This window comes from Virgibacillus litoralis, from assembly GCF_017873675.1.
Lineage (GTDB): Bacteria > Bacillota > Bacilli > Bacillales > Amphibacillaceae > Lentibacillus > Lentibacillus litoralis.
Window position 1 is genome coordinate 166641 of record NZ_JAGGKK010000001.1, and the last position, 19615, is coordinate 186255.

26 protein-coding genes are annotated in these 19615 nt (G+C 37.4%); 14 read left to right on the plus strand and 12 right to left on the minus strand.

Annotation, left to right across the window (positions count from 1 at the left end):
• Nucleotides 1-51: 51 nt before the first annotated feature.
• Nucleotides 52-321, plus strand: coding sequence for a YrhK family protein (locus tag J2Z82_RS00825; protein ID WP_209478902.1), 270 nt, complete (start codon nucleotides 52-54; stop codon nucleotides 319-321).
• Between the two features lie 28 nt (nucleotides 322-349).
• On the opposite strand, the gene J2Z82_RS00830 is transcribed toward J2Z82_RS00825, so the two are convergent.
• Both J2Z82_RS00830 and J2Z82_RS00835 read right to left on the minus strand, forming a co-directional pair.
• Entirely contained in the window at nucleotides 350-1474 is a 1125-nt protein-coding gene (locus J2Z82_RS00830) for a TIGR04053 family radical SAM/SPASM domain-containing protein (protein WP_209478903.1), read from the minus strand.
• Between the two features lie 263 nt (nucleotides 1475-1737).
• On the minus strand, nucleotides 1738-1977 hold the full coding sequence (locus J2Z82_RS00835; RefSeq protein ID WP_092493669.1) for a DUF2249 domain-containing protein: 240 nt from the start codon (nucleotides 1975-1977) through the stop codon (nucleotides 1738-1740).
• Between the two features lie 220 nt (nucleotides 1978-2197).
• Between J2Z82_RS00835 and J2Z82_RS00840 the strand changes: the two genes are divergently transcribed.
• Nucleotides 2198-2896 carry a Crp/Fnr family transcriptional regulator gene (locus J2Z82_RS00840; protein ID WP_209478904.1) on the plus strand — a complete coding sequence of 233 codons (699 nt, stop codon included), beginning with the start codon at nucleotides 2198-2200 and terminating at the stop codon, nucleotides 2894-2896.
• 38 nt (nucleotides 2897-2934) lie between these two features.
• Here the strand turns inward: J2Z82_RS00840 and J2Z82_RS00845 are convergent, their stop codons facing one another.
• The gene (locus J2Z82_RS00845; RefSeq protein WP_209478905.1) at nucleotides 2935-3210 is read right to left on the minus strand and encodes a hypothetical protein; all 276 of its coding nucleotides are present in this window, start codon (nucleotides 3208-3210) and stop codon (nucleotides 2935-2937) included.
• Between the two features lie 80 nt (nucleotides 3211-3290).
• Between J2Z82_RS00845 and J2Z82_RS00850 the strand changes: the two genes are divergently transcribed.
• The 4 genes from J2Z82_RS00850 to J2Z82_RS00865 are packed head-to-tail and all read left to right on the plus strand — an operon-like array spanning nucleotide 3291 to nucleotide 5328.
• Nucleotides 3291-3539, plus strand: a complete 249-nt coding sequence (locus J2Z82_RS00850; RefSeq protein WP_209478906.1) for a DUF2249 domain-containing protein — start codon at nucleotides 3291-3293, stop codon at nucleotides 3537-3539.
• Nucleotides 3539-3754, plus strand: coding sequence for a DUF2249 domain-containing protein (locus J2Z82_RS00855; RefSeq protein ID WP_209478907.1), 216 nt, complete (start codon nucleotides 3539-3541; stop codon nucleotides 3752-3754). The genes J2Z82_RS00850 and J2Z82_RS00855 overlap by 1 nt, the downstream gene beginning before the upstream one ends.
• 4 nt (nucleotides 3755-3758) lie before the next feature.
• Entirely contained in the window at nucleotides 3759-5003 is a 1245-nt protein-coding gene (locus tag J2Z82_RS00860; RefSeq protein ID WP_245250980.1) for a hypothetical protein, read from the plus strand.
• A 22-nt stretch (nucleotides 5004-5025) separates the two neighbouring features.
• On the plus strand, nucleotides 5026-5328 hold the full coding sequence (locus J2Z82_RS00865; protein WP_209478908.1) for a metal-sulfur cluster assembly factor: 303 nt from the start codon (nucleotides 5026-5028) through the stop codon (nucleotides 5326-5328).
• 45 nt (nucleotides 5329-5373) lie between these two features.
• Here J2Z82_RS00865 and moaD read toward each other — a convergent pair whose 3' ends face one another.
• From moaD to J2Z82_RS00890, 5 genes are all read right to left on the minus strand, one after another.
• Entirely contained in the window at nucleotides 5374-5607 is a 234-nt protein-coding gene (gene moaD / locus J2Z82_RS00870; protein WP_209478909.1) for a molybdopterin converting factor subunit 1, read from the minus strand.
• On the minus strand, nucleotides 5600-6064 hold the full coding sequence (locus J2Z82_RS00875) for a molybdenum cofactor biosynthesis protein MoaE (RefSeq protein ID WP_209478910.1): 465 nt from the start codon (nucleotides 6062-6064) through the stop codon (nucleotides 5600-5602). Before J2Z82_RS00875 ends, moaD begins: the two co-directional genes overlap by 8 nt.
• 1 nt (nucleotide 6065) lies before the next feature.
• Entirely contained in the window at nucleotides 6066-6563 is a 498-nt protein-coding gene (gene mobB / locus J2Z82_RS00880; protein WP_209478911.1) for a molybdopterin-guanine dinucleotide biosynthesis protein B, read from the minus strand.
• Nucleotides 6564-6778: 215 nt separating this feature from the next.
• Nucleotides 6779-7090, minus strand: coding sequence for a metal-sulfur cluster assembly factor (locus J2Z82_RS00885; RefSeq protein ID WP_209478912.1), 312 nt, complete (start codon nucleotides 7088-7090; stop codon nucleotides 6779-6781).
• Nucleotides 7091-7164: 74 nt separating this feature from the next.
• Nucleotides 7165-7926: a prolyl oligopeptidase family serine peptidase gene (locus tag J2Z82_RS00890; protein ID WP_209478913.1), complete on the minus strand. Its 762-nt coding sequence runs from the start codon at nucleotides 7924-7926 to the stop codon at nucleotides 7165-7167.
• 142 nt (nucleotides 7927-8068) lie between these two features.
• On the opposite strand from J2Z82_RS00890, the gene J2Z82_RS00895 reads away from it, so the two are divergent.
• From J2Z82_RS00895 to J2Z82_RS00910, 4 genes are all read left to right on the plus strand, one after another.
• Nucleotides 8069-8917 carry a Cof-type HAD-IIB family hydrolase gene (locus tag J2Z82_RS00895; protein ID WP_209478914.1) on the plus strand — a complete coding sequence of 283 codons (849 nt, stop codon included), beginning with the start codon at nucleotides 8069-8071 and terminating at the stop codon, nucleotides 8915-8917.
• A gap of 139 nt (nucleotides 8918-9056) precedes the next feature.
• Nucleotides 9057-9206 (plus strand): hypothetical protein, encoded by a 150-nt coding sequence (locus J2Z82_RS00900; protein WP_209478915.1) that lies wholly within the window; start codon nucleotides 9057-9059, stop codon nucleotides 9204-9206.
• Nucleotides 9207-9404, plus strand: coding sequence for a DUF3813 family protein (locus J2Z82_RS00905; protein WP_209478916.1), 198 nt, complete (start codon nucleotides 9207-9209; stop codon nucleotides 9402-9404).
• Between the two features lie 265 nt (nucleotides 9405-9669).
• The gene (locus J2Z82_RS00910; RefSeq protein ID WP_209478917.1) at nucleotides 9670-9933 is read left to right on the plus strand and encodes a NifU N-terminal domain-containing protein; all 264 of its coding nucleotides are present in this window, start codon (nucleotides 9670-9672) and stop codon (nucleotides 9931-9933) included.
• Between the two features lie 154 nt (nucleotides 9934-10087).
• Here J2Z82_RS00910 and J2Z82_RS00915 read toward each other — a convergent pair whose 3' ends face one another.
• Nucleotides 10088-10561, minus strand: a complete 474-nt coding sequence (locus J2Z82_RS00915; protein WP_209478918.1) for a Gmad2 immunoglobulin-like domain-containing protein — start codon at nucleotides 10559-10561, stop codon at nucleotides 10088-10090.
• Nucleotides 10562-10584: 23 nt separating this feature from the next.
• The gene (locus J2Z82_RS00920) at nucleotides 10585-11430 is read right to left on the minus strand and encodes a YitT family protein (RefSeq protein ID WP_209478919.1); all 846 of its coding nucleotides are present in this window, start codon (nucleotides 11428-11430) and stop codon (nucleotides 10585-10587) included.
• Between the two features lie 136 nt (nucleotides 11431-11566).
• On the opposite strand from J2Z82_RS00920, the gene J2Z82_RS00925 reads away from it, so the two are divergent.
• From J2Z82_RS00925 to J2Z82_RS00940, 4 genes are all read left to right on the plus strand, one after another.
• Nucleotides 11567-12427: a DegV family protein gene (locus J2Z82_RS00925; RefSeq protein WP_209478920.1), complete on the plus strand. Its 861-nt coding sequence runs from the start codon at nucleotides 11567-11569 to the stop codon at nucleotides 12425-12427.
• Between the two features lie 118 nt (nucleotides 12428-12545).
• A complete protein-coding gene (locus J2Z82_RS00930; protein WP_209478921.1) occupies nucleotides 12546-14780 on the plus strand; it encodes a beta-propeller domain-containing protein in 2235 nt (744 codons plus the stop codon).
• A 719-nt stretch (nucleotides 14781-15499) separates the two neighbouring features.
• Nucleotides 15500-15691 carry a YppF family protein gene (gene yppF / locus J2Z82_RS00935; RefSeq protein WP_342453589.1) on the plus strand — a complete coding sequence of 64 codons (192 nt, stop codon included), beginning with the start codon at nucleotides 15500-15502 and terminating at the stop codon, nucleotides 15689-15691.
• A 100-nt stretch (nucleotides 15692-15791) separates the two neighbouring features.
• Nucleotides 15792-16658, plus strand: a complete 867-nt coding sequence (locus tag J2Z82_RS00940; RefSeq protein WP_209478922.1) for an SDR family oxidoreductase — start codon at nucleotides 15792-15794, stop codon at nucleotides 16656-16658.
• 285 nt (nucleotides 16659-16943) lie between these two features.
• On the opposite strand, the gene J2Z82_RS00945 is transcribed toward J2Z82_RS00940, so the two are convergent.
• A complete protein-coding gene (locus tag J2Z82_RS00945) occupies nucleotides 16944-18443 on the minus strand; it encodes an alpha-amylase family glycosyl hydrolase (protein WP_209478923.1) in 1500 nt (499 codons plus the stop codon).
• 162 nt (nucleotides 18444-18605) lie between these two features.
• Nucleotides 18606-19610 (minus strand): NAD(P)/FAD-dependent oxidoreductase, encoded by a 1005-nt coding sequence (locus tag J2Z82_RS00950; protein WP_209478924.1) that lies wholly within the window; start codon nucleotides 19608-19610, stop codon nucleotides 18606-18608.
• Between the last annotated feature and the right edge of the window lie 5 nt (nucleotides 19611-19615).

Genomic DNA, 19615 nt, shown 5'->3' on the forward strand with positions numbered 1-19615 from the left:
TGTTTTGACACTCCCTCCAACTGGGTATTTTAACCCTATGGAGGGATTTTTATGGCTTTTATTAAAGATGAAAAAAATTTCCTGGACATCCATCTCGGCACCTATGAACTTTCATTTAACAAAAAATACCGATTGATAACTTTATTAAATGACTTCACACTTGGGCTTTGGTTTTTGATTGGAAGTGTGTTTTTTCTATTTGACCATTTAAAAACTGCAGGTGCCATTTTATTTATCGTAGGAAGTGCGCAACTGCTCGCACGACCTGTTATAAAATTAATACATGCCTTTCGATTTTCCAATAAAAGAAAAAACTTCTAGCCAAATACCTGCTAGAAGTTTTTGTAGTTTAGTTAGCTTGTTTTTTCTTTTTCCGCATTACTTTTGGAATATAAACACAATATGGTTCACTCTCCATGTAATCACCGGTTACGTTATATGCCCTTGATCTTGATCCACCGCATACATGCCGGAATTCACATACACCACATTTTCCTTTATATTTATCGGGATTACGCAGGTTTTGGAATACTTCTGATTCGCGGTAAATCGTTCCAAGTGGTGTCTCGCGCACATTTCCTGCTTTTATCGGTAACAGACCACTTGGAAAAACATCACCGGTATGTGAAACAAACACAAAGCCATTACCATCATTTACCCCTTTAGGCGCACGACCGAGCCCATCAATTTGGCCTGTCTTACCACTCATTAGTGCATCCTCATAACGAATCGCATCATCATGATCCTTATTCTCGCGCATTTTTCCTTGAATAACAACACGGCGATAATGCTGTGCTGCGGTTGTTTTTATATCGTATGGAACACGTTTTGACAGTTTATATAGCCATCGTAATACTCTTTCATGTTCAGCAGGTGAAATCATATCACTTTCTTTTCCACGACCTGTTGGCACAAGGAAAAATACACTCCAGAGCACACAACCTAATTTCTCTACCATTTCAGCCATTTCGTCCAGATAGTCGACATTATATCTTGAAATAACCGTATTTATCTGGAGGGGCATTTCGAGCTCATGTAAATAGTTAATCGCATTCATCGTTAAATCAAACGAACCTGAAGTACCACGGAAATGATCATGAACCTCTGCAGAATGTCCATCAATGGAAAATGCCCATCGTGCTAGACCAACATTTTTCGCCTTTTCCATTGCTTCCTTCGTTACATTCGGTGTTGCAGATGGTGTCATCGATACACGCACACCTTTTTTCACCGCATATTCAGCTATATCAAAAACATCCGGACGCATTAATGGGTCCCCACCTGTAAAAACAAGCATCGGATTATTCATTTCATATATATCATCAATTAATTTTTTTCCTTCTTCAAATGATAATTCTAATGGGTGCCGATGGTATTGCGCTTCTGCCCTGCAATGCAGACATTTCAATTCACAAGCTCGTGTCAATTCCCAAATAACGATAAACGGGTTTTCATTATAATCTTGTGGAAACATGCTACCCCTCCTAAATTAGTTGCTGCATTTAGCTTACCTATTTTCCTTGTGACCAGATGTGACATTTCTCACTATTATGTAAATGTCATAAAATCGCCAAGTTTTACTAAAGAATTTAAACTTCCTTAACTGCTTAGAAAACTTGGTATTTCGCCAAGCCTTTGGGCGAATTATCTTAGTTGCACTTATGCAGTAAGAAAGGATTTATACTTTCTTATCTGCAAATTAAAACCCTTGGAATAACCACCAAGGGCTTAATGAATTTACTGTTTACCGATTGCTACACGCCATAGCGATGGACCTTCTTCTAAGTATTCCCATGAGAATGTATCTTCACGTTCAATCATAAACTGATAATGAAGCGGTTTTGGATTATGATCATTGGAAAGCTCCATAAACTCTCCTGATTTCAGCTCATCAAATACTTCAAATATTTTCTGATGCCTAAACCTTGGCTCTATTTCCGGTGCATGAATTTTCACTGCAAACTGCGTATCATTCATTGCTTTTCCCTCCAAATTAAGATTTGATAACCTTTAACCAACTTCATCATAAACGCAAAATCAGTTCTTAGTTGTGAGTGAGAACACACCTTGACATGATATTTATCACGCCCGACAAATAATTTTCACACTTATTGGTTATAGAAACCTATATAAAGTGTTAAAATGGAAGTGGACTAATATTAAGATGAGGCACTGTTAATTTTTTTAAGAAGGGAGTATGACATTGAATACACAATCCATTCAAGAATTATTACAAAAGGTTCCATTATTTAAAGATTTGACAGACTATGAAATGGAGCCAATTGTTGAATTAGCTAAACACCGCATGTACCGTCATGGCACGCATATCTTTATGCAAGGCGATCCATTGACAAACGTTTACTTTATTCATCAAGGAAAAGTCAAAATTTATAAAACTGACGTACATGGGAAAGAACAGATTGTAAACGTTCTTCAACCTGGCGATATGTTTCCGCACCAAGGTTTTTTTAGACAAGGTGATTGCCCGGCACACTCCGAAGTACTGGAAGATGCTATATTAATTTATATTCCCATTAAGACCTTCGAGAACTTCCTAATAACCCATCCTGAAATTTGTATTAAACTTTTCCGCGTTTTAGGCGATAAAATTATGGATCTACATAATAGATTAGAAGAAAAAATTCTTCATAATACATACGAACAGATTATTATGCTGCTTTTAAGACTTGCCAAAGACTATGGAAAAGAAACCAAGGATGAAATGATTAAAATAACAACACATTTCACAAATCGCGAACTTGCCAACATGATAGGTTCCAGTCGTGAGACCGTCAGCCGTACACTCACACAGTTAAAAAAACAAAATCTAATAATTGCTGATAAGTCAGGTTCATTCATTCTGGATACTGATGCGTTAGAAGAAGAATTGTTTTAAGTGGAGGTCATCTCAAATTGAGGATGACCTCTTTATTTTCATTTCGTCTGGGATTCACGCTCTCCTTCTGGCGATTCACGCTCTCCTTCTGCAGATTCACGCTCTTCTTCTACTGATTCACGCCCTCCTTCTGCTGATTCACGCTCTTCTTCTGCTGATTCACGCCCTTCTTCTGCTGATTCACGCCCTTCTTCTGCTGATTCACGCTCTCCTTCTGCTGATTCATGCTCTCCTTCTGCTGATTCACGCTCTCTTTCTGGCGATTCACGCCCACTTCTTTCGATGCTCGCACTCTTCTCTAATAAATTTTTCAAAACGTGATACAAGTCACTACTTTGTTAATTGAAAATCATTATCATGATAGTAGATTCAGAATAAAACATGAGGTGATTTCATGAAAACAGATGTAAATGTTGTAGAACTTGATGTGCGCGAAGATTTGCGCATGAAGAAGGAACCTTTCGATAAAATCATGGGTGCTGTCAAAGAGGTAGGCGATGGGGAATCTTTTATCCTGCATGCCCCATTCAATCCTGTGCCACTGCACGCAATATTAAGACGCAAGGGCTTTGATCGGGTTGTTGAAAAAGTAGAGTCAAAACATTGGAAAGTAACTTACACAAAAAAGGTGGCTGTTATATAGTGATTATTGATAATCGGGGCCTAGAACCACCTCAACCCATGATGCGCACGTTAAAGACACTGGATAAAATGGAAAACGGTGCATCATTTTCAATCATTAATGACCGTCGCCCGTTATTTTTATATGAAGAATTGGACGATCGCGGATACCAGCACAATACGGAAGAACAAGAAGATGGAAGCTTTAAAATTACAATAACGAAATCTGGTGAATAACATGATGGCTGGCGGAAGCCTTAAATCAGACACAAATATAAAATTGCCTCTAGCCTTTATCCTATATGCACTAGCGGCGCTCGTTATTTCACAAACAATTTTATTTTTTAATAACGATGTACTGGCAACGGGACAATTCAGGATCCCAGACATTTGGATGGGAGCACACTTTTTACTTTTAGGATATGCGGCAATGATTGCGATGGGAGCGATGTATCAGCTCGTTCCTGTTGCATTCTTAACACCAATCTGGAATCAGACATTTGGCTTTATTCAATTTCTGATAACTGCAATTGGTGTAACAGCATTTGCTTTATTACTTGGACTAATGCCTGAATACGCATTATACGGTGGAATAGTAGCCATCATAGGAATTATTATGTTTATCATTCAAATGGCTAAAACGATTTTTAAACAAAAGAAAAAGAACACCATGACACTATTTGTGATTGGTGCGATTACAAGCTTTTTTCTAACAATCGTTGCTGGCTTTTTACTAGCCTGGAATATCACGGTTGGTGGTATTGCCAGTCATGGAACAATTTTATCATCCCACATTGTCCTTGGTGTTTCTGGATGGTTCACATTATTGATCTTTGGATTTTCCTATAAACTTGTTCCAATGTTCAGTTTGTCACATGGTTATTCAATGAAATGGGCAAAACCCGCATTTATCACATATATTGTTGGCCTAGTAAGCTTAATAAGTTCATTTTGGATGGAAAATACGCTAGTCCAATCAAACGGCTGGTTTTTACTTTTAACAGGTTTTTTCTTTTTTGTACTTGATATAAAGGAAATCTTAGCAAAACGGCTTAAGAAAAAGCTAGATAAGCCATTTTCATTTTCTGTTTTAGCTATTTTCAATGGATTAGGTGTTCATATGCTAGCTTTCATGTTCAGTGTAAGTGGTGTTCGTGAATCTGCTGTTTGGGGATGGCTGATATTTTTATATGTTATGAGCTGGATTATTTTTAGTATTCTCGGCTATCTGTATAAAATCGTCCCTTTTCTGTGGTGGACACATAAATACGCAGATAAGATTGGCAAAGAAAAGGTACCTACACTGAAAGAAATGATTAATGAAAAGCATGCCGTCATCCTATTCACATTATTTGTAATCAGTGTTGTTGGCCTTACCGGAAGCGGCTTACTTTATATCGGATTTTTAGTATTTGTTTTTCAGGGACTGCTTACAGTTACGTCCCTGCTATACGCTTTATCAATTATTCATGTTCTTATTAAGTAAAATCAGAAAGGAGACTTTCTTTATGTCATTGGATAAAAAAGTTGGAGCTGCCTTATTTGAAGTAATTGATCCGGAGCTTGGCGTAAACATCATGGATCTTGGACTTATTTATGGTATCGAGGTTGATTTTGATGACAATATTAGAATTGTAATGACACTAACAACTCTCGGATGTCCAATGCATGACAGTATAAAATCAGGTGTTCTGCATCGTGTCAGTCAAGTTGAAGGTGTTGGTGAAATAAAAATTGACCTTGTATGGGAACCAGCATGGTCACCCGTAAAAATGAGTGATCGTGCTAAAGATATGCTTGGAATGGGTTGATAACGTATCGTACGGCTGCAAAGACTGAGCCGAACGATACTTTTTTTAACCGCCACTTACCGGCGGGATAAATGCGACAACATCACCTTTCTTTAGGGTTGCATCCGATTGGGCATATTCTTGATTTATTGCTACCATTGCATTGTTCAGATTATCCAAATTGTACGTTGATAAAAGGTTGTTTTTCAAATCAGTAACGGTCATTCCATCCGCTTCAACAGACACTTTCTCGTTACCTACAATCTCTTGTAATTCGGCAAAAAATAACACATCAATCATTTCGCAATTCCTCCTCGGAAGGTATATAGGTCGTTTGTTCCTTCTGATCGCCTACCCACTTTGTACCGTCTTCCCAATGCTCTTTTTTCCAAATGGGGACAATTTCTTTGATTCGTTCAATTGCATACCTGCTTGCTTCAAAAGAATCATTACGGTGCGGGGTCGAAACGGCAATCACTACCGCTATATCAGATATATCCAGGTGGCCAACCCTGTGAACAATCGCTGTCTCAGCATCATCCCACTTATCATTGATTTCTTCACCAATTTGTGCTAATTTCTTTTCGGCCATTGTCTGATATGCTTGATACTCTAGGTATAATGTCCTTTTGCCTTTAGTGAACTCACGAACTGTACCAATAAACGTATTAACTGCCCCCGCTTCGGCACGGACCACTTTCTCTATACACTCATTTATTTGAATCGGCTTATCGGTAATCCAAAATTTGTTATCCATCTTAACACCTTCTTACGTATTCAGCTAGTTGAACTATGTTTTCATCAATATTTTTTATACTGAATGTGGGAATCCCACTATTTTTAAATAATCCCTCATCCCATGTTCCTATTGCAATTATATTGGATAATCCCTTTAAAAGCGAAGAATCCTGCTCGTCTTTTACCAGTACAATCTTCGGATAGGATGCATTTTTATATCCTTCAACTAATAGTAAATCGATCGGAAAACTGCTGTACAGCTGAATCAGCATATCAATATCCATCTTCATATTGAATGTCAGTTGGGTTATATTTTCACCCTGCACACCACTTACGAGTGAACCAGATTCAATATGTATCGTACTATCCGTATTCTCCACTACATCTGGCTCGCCACCGTGCCCATGATGTTTTAGAGTACCAACTTTCAGATCACTTGATGAAAAGTAACGAATCAGATTATTCATTACCGTCGTCTTCCCTGAATTTTTATAACCAACTATCTGACAAATTTGCATACTTTTACCTCATTTATATAAGTAACCTTTTCGTAAGTATTGTTACGAATTTAACCCTCGCAGTTGATATAAATATGTTGAAAAATAATTCAAGTGCTATGACACCGCTCCAGAAATACGTTTGGATTACTGCTTTATTTTCGAATTATAAAATTGATTCAATTATATAAAAAAAGGCCGATTCATGTTATATGAACCAACCTCGTATTTAAAAATCAATCTGGAACTCCAAGTGCAATTTTTGCATAACGTGACATTTTATCTTTGCCCCATGGCGGATTCCATACGATATTAACATTTATTTCTTTTACCTCAGGTATATCTGATAGTGCATGTTTTACATCCTGTTCAATATGCGCAGCTAATGGACAACCCATAGCTGTTAATGTCATCGTAACATCACAGATACCTTCATCATTTAAATCAACGTCATATATTAGCCCAAGATTAACAATGTCAATGCCTAGCTCAGGGTCAATTACATTCTCAAGTGCACCCATCATATTTTCCTTCAGAGCTTCGTCCATAACCAATACCCTCCTTCATTATACTACCTTTATTTAAACATATTTTTAGTAATTTTTAAATGATACAACTCACACTATAGATGTTTTTCAAACCATTTTACTGTTTCGAGTATTGCATAACGGCTTACTTTATGGCCAGCATTTGTTTCTTTCAAAAATTGAATGTTCTCCTGGTCAGAATAATGCTGCTTAGCATCCTCAAAAAACGTATAGGAATGATCAAATGGCACAACAGAATCGTTTTCCCCATGCCAAAATAGTAATGGGCGCTCCTGAAGTTTCTCCATATGATTCGACAAATCATAGTGCTGTAACTGTTCATACAGCTGGCCAATCATTTCGTCTGTCACTGGTAAGTCGCCCATTTTTTTAAAGCTGTTTACAAGCGTTTTTGCATATGTCGTTATTTTGGGTGATCCCATTAATACGCCAGCAGCTTTAATCCACGGAAATTGTGTCAAAGCAGCAGCAGTTGTAATTCCGCCCATGCTTGTGCCAGCAATCCCAAACCGATCATCCAAAATTAAGTTATCTTCATCTAATGCGCCCTTGATAAATTTTAGTTCTTTTACATTTTGCATTACGATATCCCAAAAGGAGATTTGCTTTTTAATTGTGGAAATCTCTGCCTCGCGTTCCCCATGATACATGCTGTCTGGAAGAATAACGCGATATCCTTTTTCTGCTTGCAAGTAGGCTAAGGGAAGATTGTGTTCTTTTGCACTGGTAAATCCGTGGAAATATGTAAGTGTTGGTAATGGTTCCTTTTCCTTTGCTGCATCAACAATGATTAAACACGGTATGGATTTGATTTGTTGGTGAAATATCCCAATCATTCTCAGGACCCTCTCATATAATATAATTTCATATATTGAACATCATATTATTAAATTTGTGTAAATTGCAAGCGACAAGTAATATAATCCTTTACATATATGGAAATGACTTATAAACTAAACTAATATGAGGTGAAAACTTATGGAAAATAAACGGCACTTAATTGCGTTAGACTTAGATGGAACGCTTCTAACAGATAATAAAGAAATTAGTATCCGTAATCTAGAAACGCTTCAACAAGCAAAGAATGACGGGCATATTGTGGTTATTGCAACAGGCAGACCACACCGTGCAAGTATTAATTATTACCATGAACTCGGAATGGATACGCCAATGGTTAATTTCAATGGTGCATTAATCCACCATCCAACTGATCATAAATGGGATGCGCTGCATAGCCCGATGCCCATTAGAACAGCCCATAAAATTATTGACGCATGCCATGATTTGAACGTTAATAACGTTTTAGCTGAAGTTATGGATACTGTATACCTTGATCAATACGATGAGAATATTATTGATATCTTTCAAACAACTCAGCAGGATCCACCTTTTACAATCGGCAGCATTAAAAATGAACTGAAAGAAGATCCAACATCCTTGTTAATTCACCCAAAAGAAGAACATATTCATGAATTAAGAAGCCATTTGGATGATTATCATGCCGAACTTATTGAGCACCGTAAATGGGGTGCACCATGGAATATAATTGAAATTGTCCGAAAAGGTATGAATAAAGCAGTAGGACTTCAAAAAATTGCACATTATTATCATATCCCACAAGAGCAAATTATTGCTTTTGGTGATGAGGATAATGACTTGGAAATGATTGACTATGCAGGTGTAGGCGTTGCAATGGGAAATGCAATAGATGAATTAAAGTCCATTTCAAAACATGTAACAGCTACAAATGAACAAGATGGCATTGGTGTTTTTCTTGAAGATTATTTGAAGCTTAAGTTACAGAATCCCTCTAAAAATTTCCTTTAATATAAACCATAAATTAAACCATACTAGTAGTGAGCGTATCAAAGCGTTCACTACTTTTTTGTTGACTTCCGGAATAGATAAACTTTACCAATCACTTTTCAGAAGTGGTTGCAACTGTTTTTCTAAGGAGGAATCACCGATGGGGAAAAAAAACAAATCAAGGCGATTTAGTCAACACAGTGCTGATTCTGTAAAAAAACACGATGAACGATTTCCTTACCGATCACGTTTCAGTGATACTGAACGTAAACGTGAGGAAGCGGACAGCCACACAGTAGGAGGGTTTTAGATGGAAAATAATTTATTTCAGCAAGCTAAAACTGCCGTTAACCGCATAACGAATGGTCAAAGGGGAGCTGCTAACCAGCAGGATAAACAGGCTGCACAAAATGCAATACAGTCTGCGAAAGCAGAAAGTTCTCCTGAAGAGCAACAGCAATTACAGCAACTTGAACAGAAATTACGTCAACACAACCAATTAGGTTAACCTCCATTATATGTGCGTTACTGATTTTCAAATCATTTTTCTGATGACGAGGGATTATAACGTGCATTAGAAAACTTGGCTTATCGCCAAGCCTTAATATAGATAAGCCTTAGTTGCACTTATGCAGTAAGAAAGTATTTATACTTTCTTATCTGCAAATAAACACCTTTACCACATTTTGGTGGTAAGGGTGTTTTCCTTTTTTCCAGGGTAATTTTCTGCTAAAATAAAATTAAGTAGGTATTATCTAGGGAGGTAATTAACAATGGGAGTTAGAGCTGAAGCTACACCTAATCCAAATGCACTAAAATTTACAACGGACAAACTTATATTTCAAGGAGACAGCAGTATTTCTGTAATGCCTGGAGATACAAGTGAGCATGAAATATTAAATGATATGATGAAGCTTGATGGTGTCGATAATGTTTTTGGATACCAAAACTTTATTACGATCAATAAACTGTTTGATGCAGAATGGGACCAACTGGAAGCAAAAGTTAAAGAAGTATTTGAAAACCACGGATATTAAAATTACATAAGCAATATGTTAGAAAACTTGGCATTCGCCAAGTCTTAATGGCGAGTGCCGTAGTTGCACTTATGCAGTAAGAAAGAATTTATACTTTCTTAACTGCTAAACAAAGAGGTACAAATCATATTATGTTATGATTTGTACCTCTTTATTATTGCTGATTTTGCAGATTTCTTAAATCGACAGGAAGATAATTTTTATTTACCATCGTTCCATCTTCTTTTTTATCATATAACGTAATAACTGGCATTACTTGTGCATCTCTTACCTTTTGGGTCAGTTCTAATTCAAGCTGAAAACTACCCCAGCCTTGATCATTTTTTTCTAGATCAACAGCAGTTTCCTTCACGATTACTGAATCCCCCTGCTCAAATTTATAGAAGAATGTATTGTCCATAGCTTTGGCTTCACCCGAAACCCTAATAGTACTTTCCTGAATATTCATTTCAACATTTCTAAATTGAACCGATGCACTTCCTTCCGTTTCTGAACTCTTCTCACCGTTTGATTCTGAGTTAGTCTCTTCTTCGTTATTTTCATTAGCTGATTCTGAGTCTGTTCCTTCTTCACTGCTGCAAGCCACAAGAGCAAATGCGCAGAGTAAAGTAATGATTAACTTTTTCATTTTTAATTACCCCTTGTACTATTTTAGTTGTCACGTCTGAAGAAACCAAATATTCCTGTTGTTTGAACGATATTAGTAAATGCATTCGGATCAACTTCACCAATTATTCGTTCCAAATCATATAACTCATAACGTGTTACAACAAGATACATCATGTTTTTGTCTTCTTTCGTATATGCCCCTTTAGCTGGAATTATCGTAATTCCACGGACCATTGTATCATGGATCGCTTTTTGCAATTCATCTGCCTTAAGTGTAATAATCATTGCAGTTACTTTCTCATGACGGGTATGGATTGCATCAATTACACGTGTTGTAACATAAAGTGTTAACAATGTATAAAGTGCGTTTTCAGGTTCATAAAGGAACCCAGCCATGGCGATAATTATTCCGTTTAACAACAGAAAATAAGTTCCGATTGGTCTATCCTTCATACGGGATAACACCATCGCTACAATGTCCATACCACCTGTGGAAGCACCAAGCTTTAATGTGATTCCAACACCTGTCCCAGCTAAAACTCCGCCGAAAACAGCATTAAGTATAATATCTTCTGAAAAAATTACAATAGGCAACAGCTCTAAAAATATTGTTGTAAAAACAACAGAAATAACACTATATACAGTAAATCCTTTACCTACTTTATACCAGCCTAATATGGCAACTGGAATATTTAATATGAATAATAGAATACCTGTACTAACACCGATTCCCAGGAAATCATTGAATACACTGGAAATAAGCTGGGCGACACCTGTAAAGCCACTTGCGTAAACATTTGCCCCAATTAAGAAGAAGTTTAGTGACATTGCATTGAGCATCGCTCCGAATATTACAATTATAATACGTTTTGCTTCAAATAAAAACATAGCTACCTCCCTACTGTCAGCTTCGATTAATTTTATCATTATTTTTACATTTCTTACAAATATGCTTTGACTATCTTTCTATATAGCTTTAAACTTAAATAAATACAAGTACTTTATATGAATGAAGGTGATTATAATGAGTATTAAAATTCTAGCAGACTCAGCATGTGATCTCTCAAAAGAACATTATAACGAATATGACATCGAGATGGTATCATTAACGGTTCACTTAGACGAGAAAGAATTTGCAGACGGTAGAGAAATAAAGCCTAAAGCAATCTATGATGCTATGCGAGAAGAAAAAAGTCCCAAGACATCTCAAGTTTCTCCACAATCCTTTAAAAGTATTTTCACATCGTATGCAGAATCAAATCAGCCACTAATTTACCTGGCATTATCATCAGAATTATCCGGTACATACCAAACAGCAAAAATGATGGAACAGGAAGTTAAGGAAACATATCCTGATGCATCAATCCATGTTATCGATACGAAGTGTGTATCAATCGGACTTGGACTAATCGTCCTCCGCGCTGCCGAGCTTGCTAAAGATGGGGCAAGTGTTGATGAAATCATCGAAACAGCTACATATCATGCAAAACACATGGAGCACATCTTTACTGTTGATGATTTGGAATACCTTTATCGTGGTGGTCGTGTAAGTAAGACAGCGGCGTTTGTTGGTACGCTCCTAAAAATAAAACCAATTCTGCATGTTGAGAATGGAAAACTTGTCCCTCTCGAAAAAATAAGAGGTTCAAAAAAGTTATTGAACCGTATGCTTGAAATCATGGAGGAACGCGGGACTGACTTCACAAACCAAACGATCGGCATCAGTCATGGCGACGACTTGGAGACAGCCGAAAAATATGCTGAGATGATTAAAGAAAAATTTGGTGCTCACGATATTGTAATCGAAATGGTCGGTTCAGCAATTGGATCACACGCAGGACCAGGAACAATCGCAATTTTCTTCTTAAATAAAGAATATAAGTAATTATAGATACTGATCCAATTAGTCTGGGTCAGTATTTTTTGTAATAATCTTGTAACATTATTCCCCTTCTGTCGTCTAACAAGTTAAAGACGCAAAAAAATATAGAGGTGACTAAATTATGAAAAAGAAAATCTGGTGGATAATTGGAACAAGTTTTATTGTTATAATCTCAGTGGCGTTTATCTTCTTTTCTCACTCAATAACAGCAAACATTCCTTCTAAATCAAGTTACGCGCCTACATTCAAGGATTGGACGATTCATTTTTCTGAAAAGATGAATCCTGATACGTTTACAAGCAAAACTGTAACAGTCATGAACAACAACAACGAACAAGTTGATGTTTCGTTTGAATGGAATGAAGATAATACGGTGTTGACACTGCAAGCACCAAATGATGGGTATAACATTGACCATACGTATATGATAACCGTTTCTGCCGATGTTGAAACAACTGCAGGTAGTCAATTGGACAATACATTTACTCACTCTTTCACAGCTGTAGCAAAAATACCAAACATAAAAGACAATGAACAACTAATGACATTACTTAAAGAACGGATGGAACAACGAAAAGAAATGACTGTACAGCAAAATGATAGCTCAACGGAAGAAAGTTCCAGTGGCGATGCAGCAATGGACACAGCAAGTAGTGGTGAAGAAGCCTCTACAACAAATGTTCAAGTTGATGGTATTGATGAAGGTGATATTATCAAAACTGATGGCGAATTTGTGTATTTTGCTAGAGAATCTGACGTTGTGATAACAACTGCTAATAATGATAATAGTAACGTATTAAGCACGATATCCGAGGAAAATTTTCGTCCAGCTGAAATTTATTTGCACAAAGACAACCTGATTATGATTGGACATAAATCGAAACCTATCCGAGAACAACAATCAGCCAAATCCAGCAGCATAGAAAGCTTTCCTTTGCACCGTGCACAAACTTCAGTGCTGATTTACGATGTTTCTGACAAAAGCAACCCCAAGCAAGTCCGGGAAGTGTCATTTGAAGGGTCTCTTACAGCATCGCGATTGATGGATGGACATATGTATTTAATTGCAAATCAGCACCCCCCTTATCGTATTCTTGAAGAGGACGCTACAGATACTGATGTAAGACCATTTATTAAGGATACTGCTGTTAGTAACGAAGTAAGGCCATTGGATTTTGATTCTATGTACTTTTTTCCTGAAAGTGAGGATGAGAATTTCTTGCTGTTAGGTTCAATTGATTTAGACAATATGGATAAAGAAATAGCTATGGAATCCTATCTTGGCGCTTCCAATCAAATGTATATGTCCAAGAAAAATATCTATATAGCAGTAAATAAATATAATTACCAGGACGAAAAAGATGAAAATGATGCTGGTAAAAACACAACTGACATCGCTATTGCAAGGCCACCAGCAAATACAGAAATCAATCAATTTAAAATCGATAGCGGAAAAATAACGTATAATGCTTCTACGATTGTTAATGGTACACTAATTAATCAGTTTGCCATGGATGAACGTAACAAAACATTTCGTGTGGCAACAACAAAGGGAGATATGTGGAATGAAAAAGAACCTTCTACCAATAACCTGTATACATTCGATTTACAGATGAACCCGATTGGAAAATTAGAAGGTTTAGCCAAGGACGAACGAATCTATAGCGTCAGATTCATGGACGAAGTTGCGTACATGGTAACATTTAAACAGGTTGATCCACTTTTTGTTATCGATTTAAAGAATCCAGAAAAACCTGCTGTTCTCGGCAAACTAAAGATACCTGGATTCAGCAATTACTTGCATCCCTTAGATGATAACCATGTAATTGGTTTCGGCCAAAACACAAAGTTAGTTGAAACAGAGGATGGTCGTGAGCCACGAGTCAGGATTAACGGACTGAAAATATCAGTATTTGATGTAAGTGATCCAACAGAACCTAAGGAAAAATATAGTGAGATTATAGGTCAGGGACACTCCTATACAGAACTCAACCATAACCATAATGCATTATATAAGCATCCAGAGGATAATATTTTTGGCTTTCCTGCAACATTGTTTGAAACCAAAACAGTTCATAAAGGTGATGCAACATATGAAGAACAGTCACTAGTTTACGAAGGTGCCTTTTTATACAATATTACACCTGAAAATGGAATCAATGTAAAAGATACCATCACACATCAGCAAGAGATCAAACAAATGCAACACCCAAAATGGGAATCCGAAGTTAAACGGATGGTATCTGTTGGGGACACATTATACACATTCTCCCTAAGCCAAATGAAAGTATATGATATGTCAGAAGAGTATGTTACACAAACAGTCGAACTACCAGAACTGAAAGAAAGGTATTAACAATGATATTGGGGTTCCCTTTAATTTTAGGGAGCCCTTTTTTTGTTAACCTCCCTCCTGTCTTCAGCAATATAGCTTAAATTTTCCAGTTTTGTAGTTGATATAAAATGCGAACTAACTAAGGGAGTCCTATTGAAAGCATTTTGTGAGGCTTCCTAACGACGCAGCTGGAATATACTCGCGCACCTAGGGCTCACCACGAGCCTCCGACGCATAGGACGTGCTAGTGCAGACGTTGCCACAGGACGTGGCGTACTTAGTCTGCCTCGCTCGCAAAGAACGCTCCCTGTGGGGTCTCTTAGGATCGCTGTCCCAAAGGAGTCTCGCATATTCCAACTGCTAGTGGTATAAAATCTTGTTTTTTTAAGTTCTAGTGAGGAATACCCAGCATAGGAAATACACGGAGACTCCTGTGGGAGCTGAGGCCTAGATGAGACTACGCAGCGACGTAGGAGCAAGGAGGCTCATCAGCCGCCCTTGGTGCGCGAAGTGTATTTCCGTAGCGGTTTTATTGCACCCAACTAGTTCGCAGTTTATATCAAATATGTACCATTAATCTAAGTCAACTAAAGTAGTGTATCTTCAGGCTTTCTTATTCCTTCAAGGTTTATGCGTTCATTTTACGCTGAGAAAGTAGAATTAATTAGCATTATATAAATGCCTCCAGCATATATTTCTGATAGGACAACCTTAAGCGAATTTTTTTATGGAGGGTTTATATGAGTATGAGTATATTTGAACTAATAACGATTTTTGAAACGGATCGAAATCAGCCACCTGATTCCATTAATGCCCTTTTGGATTTCTATCAGCAAAAATACATCCACAGTGAAATTGACATAAATGAGTATCGAAAGATTTATTACTATTTGCATAGACAAGGCGCTATCTCAGCTCATGAGTATGCTTAAGCGAAACAATTAGTCCTCCAGAAGAGGGCTTTTTTTTAGTTTAAATTATTAATCTCGGGGAATGGATAAAACATCAATTAACTTTCCAGGAGGAGATAAGATGGATAAAAACAACAAAAGAAAAACACCACCACCCCAACATCAATCAAAGCAACCTGGCGTAGAGTCGAAAATGCATCCTGAGCCGGAATATATAAGTAAAGACTATAATCCAAGCAACAAATTACAAGGCAAAATTGCCATTGTTACTGGTGGTGACAGCGGAATTGGACGCGCAATCAGTATTCATTATGCAAAAGAAGGTGCAGATGTCGCGATTGTCTATCTTAACGAACATGAAGACGCAAAAGAAACACAGCGATTAGTTGAACAGGAAGATCAAAAATGCCTGCTTATTAGTGGTGATATTGGCAACCAGCCATTTTGTGAAGCGGCAGTCACAGAAGTACTTGAGACGTTTTCAAAAGTAGATATCCTTGTAAACAATGCAGCTGAACAACATCCGCAAGATGCATTCTCAAACATCTCAAGTGATCAGCTTGAACAAACGTTTCGAACGAATGTTTTCGGAACTTTTTATATGACGAAAGCAGCATTACAAAATATGCATCAGGGTAGTGTGATTATCAACACTTCATCGATAACAGCCTATCAAGGAAGTGAAGATCTAATTGATTATTCTGCTACAAAAGGTGCTATTACTTCATTTACACGCTCATTGTCACAATCATTAGTGGATAAAGGCATACGAGTAAATGCAGTTGCACCAGGACCAATTTGGACCCCGCTAATTCCTTCAACCTTCAGCGCAGGAAAAGTTGATACCTTTGGCGGAAATACTCCGATGAAGCGCCCTGGAGAACCAAAGGAGTTAGCACCAGCATATGTCTATCTCGCAAGTAATGATGCAAGCTATGTGACAGGACAAGTAATTCATATAAATGGCGGAATGATTGTTAACGGGTAAAGGGAAGTGGGTTTGTGGATTGAGCATACGGTTTAAGCAAAACTAGTAATTAGAGGACACAGAAGCCCTATTTAACATATATCAGAGTAAAACAGGGGTAAACCCGCTATATAAGGACTCTGGTGCCCGCCAAAGTTTTTACTATCTATTCAGGTTAATTTTCAGTTTATCATTTTTCATTGTTGATGGTGGCTGAGCACACGGCAGCCATGTGGTTTTTTAAATCCCTATAAAACTGACCATCAATTAACTTACAAAATTGATGGTCAGTCCAACACTGAAATCTTACGCTTCAGCTTCTTCTCTTTTTTTCTGTTTTCTGCTTAATAGGATGACTGCCAATACGAATAAAAGAAAAATGCCTATAACCGTTCCAATAAATGTCCAATTCAGTCCAGTATCATTCTGTTCGATGTATACTTCTGCTGTTTCACGTGCAAGGCCAATCTTAAATTCACCTTTTTCATTTTCCCGTACAAGATTATCACCAAGCAGACCTTTTAATTGCAAATTAGAGTTAATTCCATCAATTGAAACAGCTTGTGACTCTGTATCATTATTGATAGCGATATAGACCGTTTCACCTTTATATGAACGTTTCATCAGGCTCATGGCACCACTTGAACCTAATAGCTCATAATCCCCCTTTTGCAGGGCAGGAAATTGTGAGCGAAGTGCTGCAACTCTATTGATGAACTCTGATAAATCTTCGTCTCCACTATTAAATTGGACCATCTCCTGACTATCTGGAAACGCACCACCACCCATCGGAATCTCAGATCCTTGATAAATCATTGGAGTTCCTGGAGCAGTATACAAATAGGTTAAAGCTAATTTCCATGTCGTTAATGGATTCCGGCCATTTTTCAGCAGTTTTTGCGTAAAGCGTTCAGTGTATTTGTTATCCAAGTAGGTTAGATCCTCGCTTTTGCCACTGTCTACCCATGCATCATAAAGGGTTGAAACAGGCTCTCCTGCACTTGCAAAAGTTCCTGTGATTGGTTGATATAACGGATGATTCTCCACCATATCAATTTGTGTATTCTCTTTTATATTACCTGTATATTCCTCGCTGTTTAAAATATCTCCAAGCATATAAAAATTCGGGTTTTGTTCATTAATGTGAGCAGTCAATTCTTTTAAAAATAACTCATTGGTATAATCAGCTGCATGAAATTTATACCCATCAATGTTAGCTTCCTCAATCCAGTAATCTGCAGCATCCATTATGAATTCTTGTACTTCTGGGTTGGACTGATCAAGTACAACAGCTTGATCAAGCCATTGGTATGACTGAACATTATTGTTTTCTTTCAGCCAGTCACTTTTACTTGAATCCTCTGTGATGGGATTTGTCGCTGACACGTAGTTTGTTACAAACTCCATTACTACTTTGATGTCACGTTCATGGGCTTCTTTTACTAGATTTTTCAAGTCCGCCATTGTACCAAACTGGTCATCAACTTTATAAAAATCTTCAACCCAATACCCGTGATATCCACCAGGTGCGTTTTCCATAATTGGCGACAATACAATTGTGGTATACCCTAATTCTTTTAAGGTACCAAGTTTATCAGTTACTCCTTGTAAATCTCCACCATGATAAGCAAGGGGATCATCCAAATTAACCTGCTCACCCGCTGCAGGATCACCGTTATTGAAGCGATCAACTAACAGATTATAAATAATTTCACTATGTATGGTTTCTTTTTTCGCTGCTTGTACCGGGTTATTTATTCCCAACGAAAAAGAAATAATTATAAATGCTACTAGTAAGTGTTTCATCATTGTACTCCTTTTAGAAAACTTGGACAATTGTTAAAATAAAAGCGTGTTTTCACTTTGCAACTGCCAGAAAATGATAATTGATACCTCCCTATTATTAACCTTTTTCAAAAATAGTCAATGAATACTGTGATATTGTCGAAAATCCTTCATATTTAAGATTTATTCCGAAAAGTCATAGGTTGTAGAAAATAAGTGAGATAGTTCTTCCTCTGGGTTTATATGCAATTTTGCGCTGTTTACAGCAATTGGCCCTTCATTAAATCCGCCGGCAATCAGTTGAAGTTTGTGCTGGTAGTTGGCTATATCACCAACTGCAAACATACCTGGGATTGAAGTCGCCATTTCGCCATTTACTCTAATGGTGCCACCTTCCATTTCCATTCCCCAGTCTGCAATAGGTCCAAGGTCAATTTCGAATCCATGATTTACGATCAATGTATCGATCTCAAGCTCTTCCACTTCATTTGTATGCAAATTTTTAACGAATGCGCTTGAAATTTGTCCTTTATCCCCTACTAACTTATCCACGGAATAAGGAGTCTTAACATCCACAGATGAGTGCTTCATCTTTGTAATATTACTTTCAATTCCGGTAAAAGCTGTTTTACGGTAAACCAATGTAACCTGATCTGCTATTGACTCTAATTCGTTTGCCCAGTCAACTGCCGAATTTCCTCCGCCAGACAAAAGTACACGTTTTCCCCGATAACTTTCCAAGCGCTTTATCGTATAATCCAGGCTCTTTTCTTCAAATTGATGTGCATTCGGCAATTCCAATTTCGTCGATTTAAGCGTCCCAAAGCCTGTTGCTACGATAATCGTTCGAGTGTAATGTTTCGCTCCATTGTCACTTGTAAGGATAAACGTACCGTCATGACGTTTTTCTGCATGTAAGCATTGTTCTCCTAAAACAATAGTCGGATTAAACGTCATTGCTTGCTCAATCAATTGATCAGTCAGCTTTTCGCCGGAAATATTCGCTATACCTCCAATATCCCTAATTACTTTTTCAGGATAAAAATAGGGAACTTTTCCACCTAAAAATGGCAGATATTCAATTATTTTTGTTTTCATCTCACGCATGCCGCTATAAAAGGCAGTGAACAAGCCCACAGGTCCTCCGCCAATAATCGTAACGTCATAAACTTCATGTTGTTCGGACATAAAAA

Coding starts and splice junctions, on each gene's coding strand:
- J2Z82_RS00825 (WP_209478902.1), top strand. CDS start 52: ATGGCTTTTATTAAAGATGAAAAAAATTTCCTGGACATCCATCTCGGC.
- J2Z82_RS00830 (WP_209478903.1), bottom strand. CDS start 1,474: ATGTTTCCACAAGATTATAATGAAAACCCGTTTATCGTTATTTGGGAA.
- J2Z82_RS00835 (WP_092493669.1), bottom strand. CDS start 1,977: ATGAATGATACGCAGTTTGCAGTGAAAATTCATGCACCGGAAATAGAG.
- J2Z82_RS00840 (WP_209478904.1), top strand. CDS start 2,198: ATGACATTGAATACACAATCCATTCAAGAATTATTACAAAAGGTTCCA.
- J2Z82_RS00850 (WP_209478906.1), top strand. CDS start 3,291: ATGAAAACAGATGTAAATGTTGTAGAACTTGATGTGCGCGAAGATTTG.
- J2Z82_RS00860 (WP_245250980.1), top strand. CDS start 3,759: ATGGCTGGCGGAAGCCTTAAATCAGACACAAATATAAAATTGCCTCTA.
- J2Z82_RS00865 (WP_209478908.1), top strand. CDS start 5,026: ATGTCATTGGATAAAAAAGTTGGAGCTGCCTTATTTGAAGTAATTGAT.
- moaD (WP_209478909.1), bottom strand. CDS start 5,607: ATGATTGATGTGTTATTTTTTGCCGAATTACAAGAGATTGTAGGTAAC.
- J2Z82_RS00875 (WP_209478910.1), bottom strand. CDS start 6,064: ATGGATAACAAATTTTGGATTACCGATAAGCCGATTCAAATAAATGAG.
- mobB (WP_209478911.1), bottom strand. CDS start 6,563: ATGCAAATTTGTCAGATAGTTGGTTATAAAAATTCAGGGAAGACGACG.
- J2Z82_RS00885 (WP_209478912.1), bottom strand. CDS start 7,090: ATGGACGAAGCTCTGAAGGAAAATATGATGGGTGCACTTGAGAATGTA.
- J2Z82_RS00890 (WP_209478913.1), bottom strand. CDS start 7,926: ATGATTGGGATATTTCACCAACAAATCAAATCCATACCGTGTTTAATC.
- J2Z82_RS00895 (WP_209478914.1), top strand. CDS start 8,069: ATGGAAAATAAACGGCACTTAATTGCGTTAGACTTAGATGGAACGCTT.
- J2Z82_RS00900 (WP_209478915.1), top strand. CDS start 9,057: ATGGGGAAAAAAAACAAATCAAGGCGATTTAGTCAACACAGTGCTGAT.
- J2Z82_RS00905 (WP_209478916.1), top strand. CDS start 9,207: ATGGAAAATAATTTATTTCAGCAAGCTAAAACTGCCGTTAACCGCATA.
- J2Z82_RS00910 (WP_209478917.1), top strand. CDS start 9,670: ATGGGAGTTAGAGCTGAAGCTACACCTAATCCAAATGCACTAAAATTT.
- J2Z82_RS00915 (WP_209478918.1), bottom strand. CDS start 10,561: ATGAAAAAGTTAATCATTACTTTACTCTGCGCATTTGCTCTTGTGGCT.
- J2Z82_RS00920 (WP_209478919.1), bottom strand. CDS start 11,430: ATGTTTTTATTTGAAGCAAAACGTATTATAATTGTAATATTCGGAGCG.
- J2Z82_RS00925 (WP_209478920.1), top strand. CDS start 11,567: ATGAGTATTAAAATTCTAGCAGACTCAGCATGTGATCTCTCAAAAGAA.
- J2Z82_RS00930 (WP_209478921.1), top strand. CDS start 12,546: ATGAAAAAGAAAATCTGGTGGATAATTGGAACAAGTTTTATTGTTATA.
- yppF (WP_342453589.1), top strand. CDS start 15,500: ATGAGTATGAGTATATTTGAACTAATAACGATTTTTGAAACGGATCGA.
- J2Z82_RS00940 (WP_209478922.1), top strand. CDS start 15,792: ATGGATAAAAACAACAAAAGAAAAACACCACCACCCCAACATCAATCA.
- J2Z82_RS00945 (WP_209478923.1), bottom strand. CDS start 18,443: ATGAAACACTTACTAGTAGCATTTATAATTATTTCTTTTTCGTTGGGA.
- J2Z82_RS00950 (WP_209478924.1), bottom strand. CDS start 19,610: ATGTCCGAACAACATGAAGTTTATGACGTTACGATTATTGGCGGAGGA.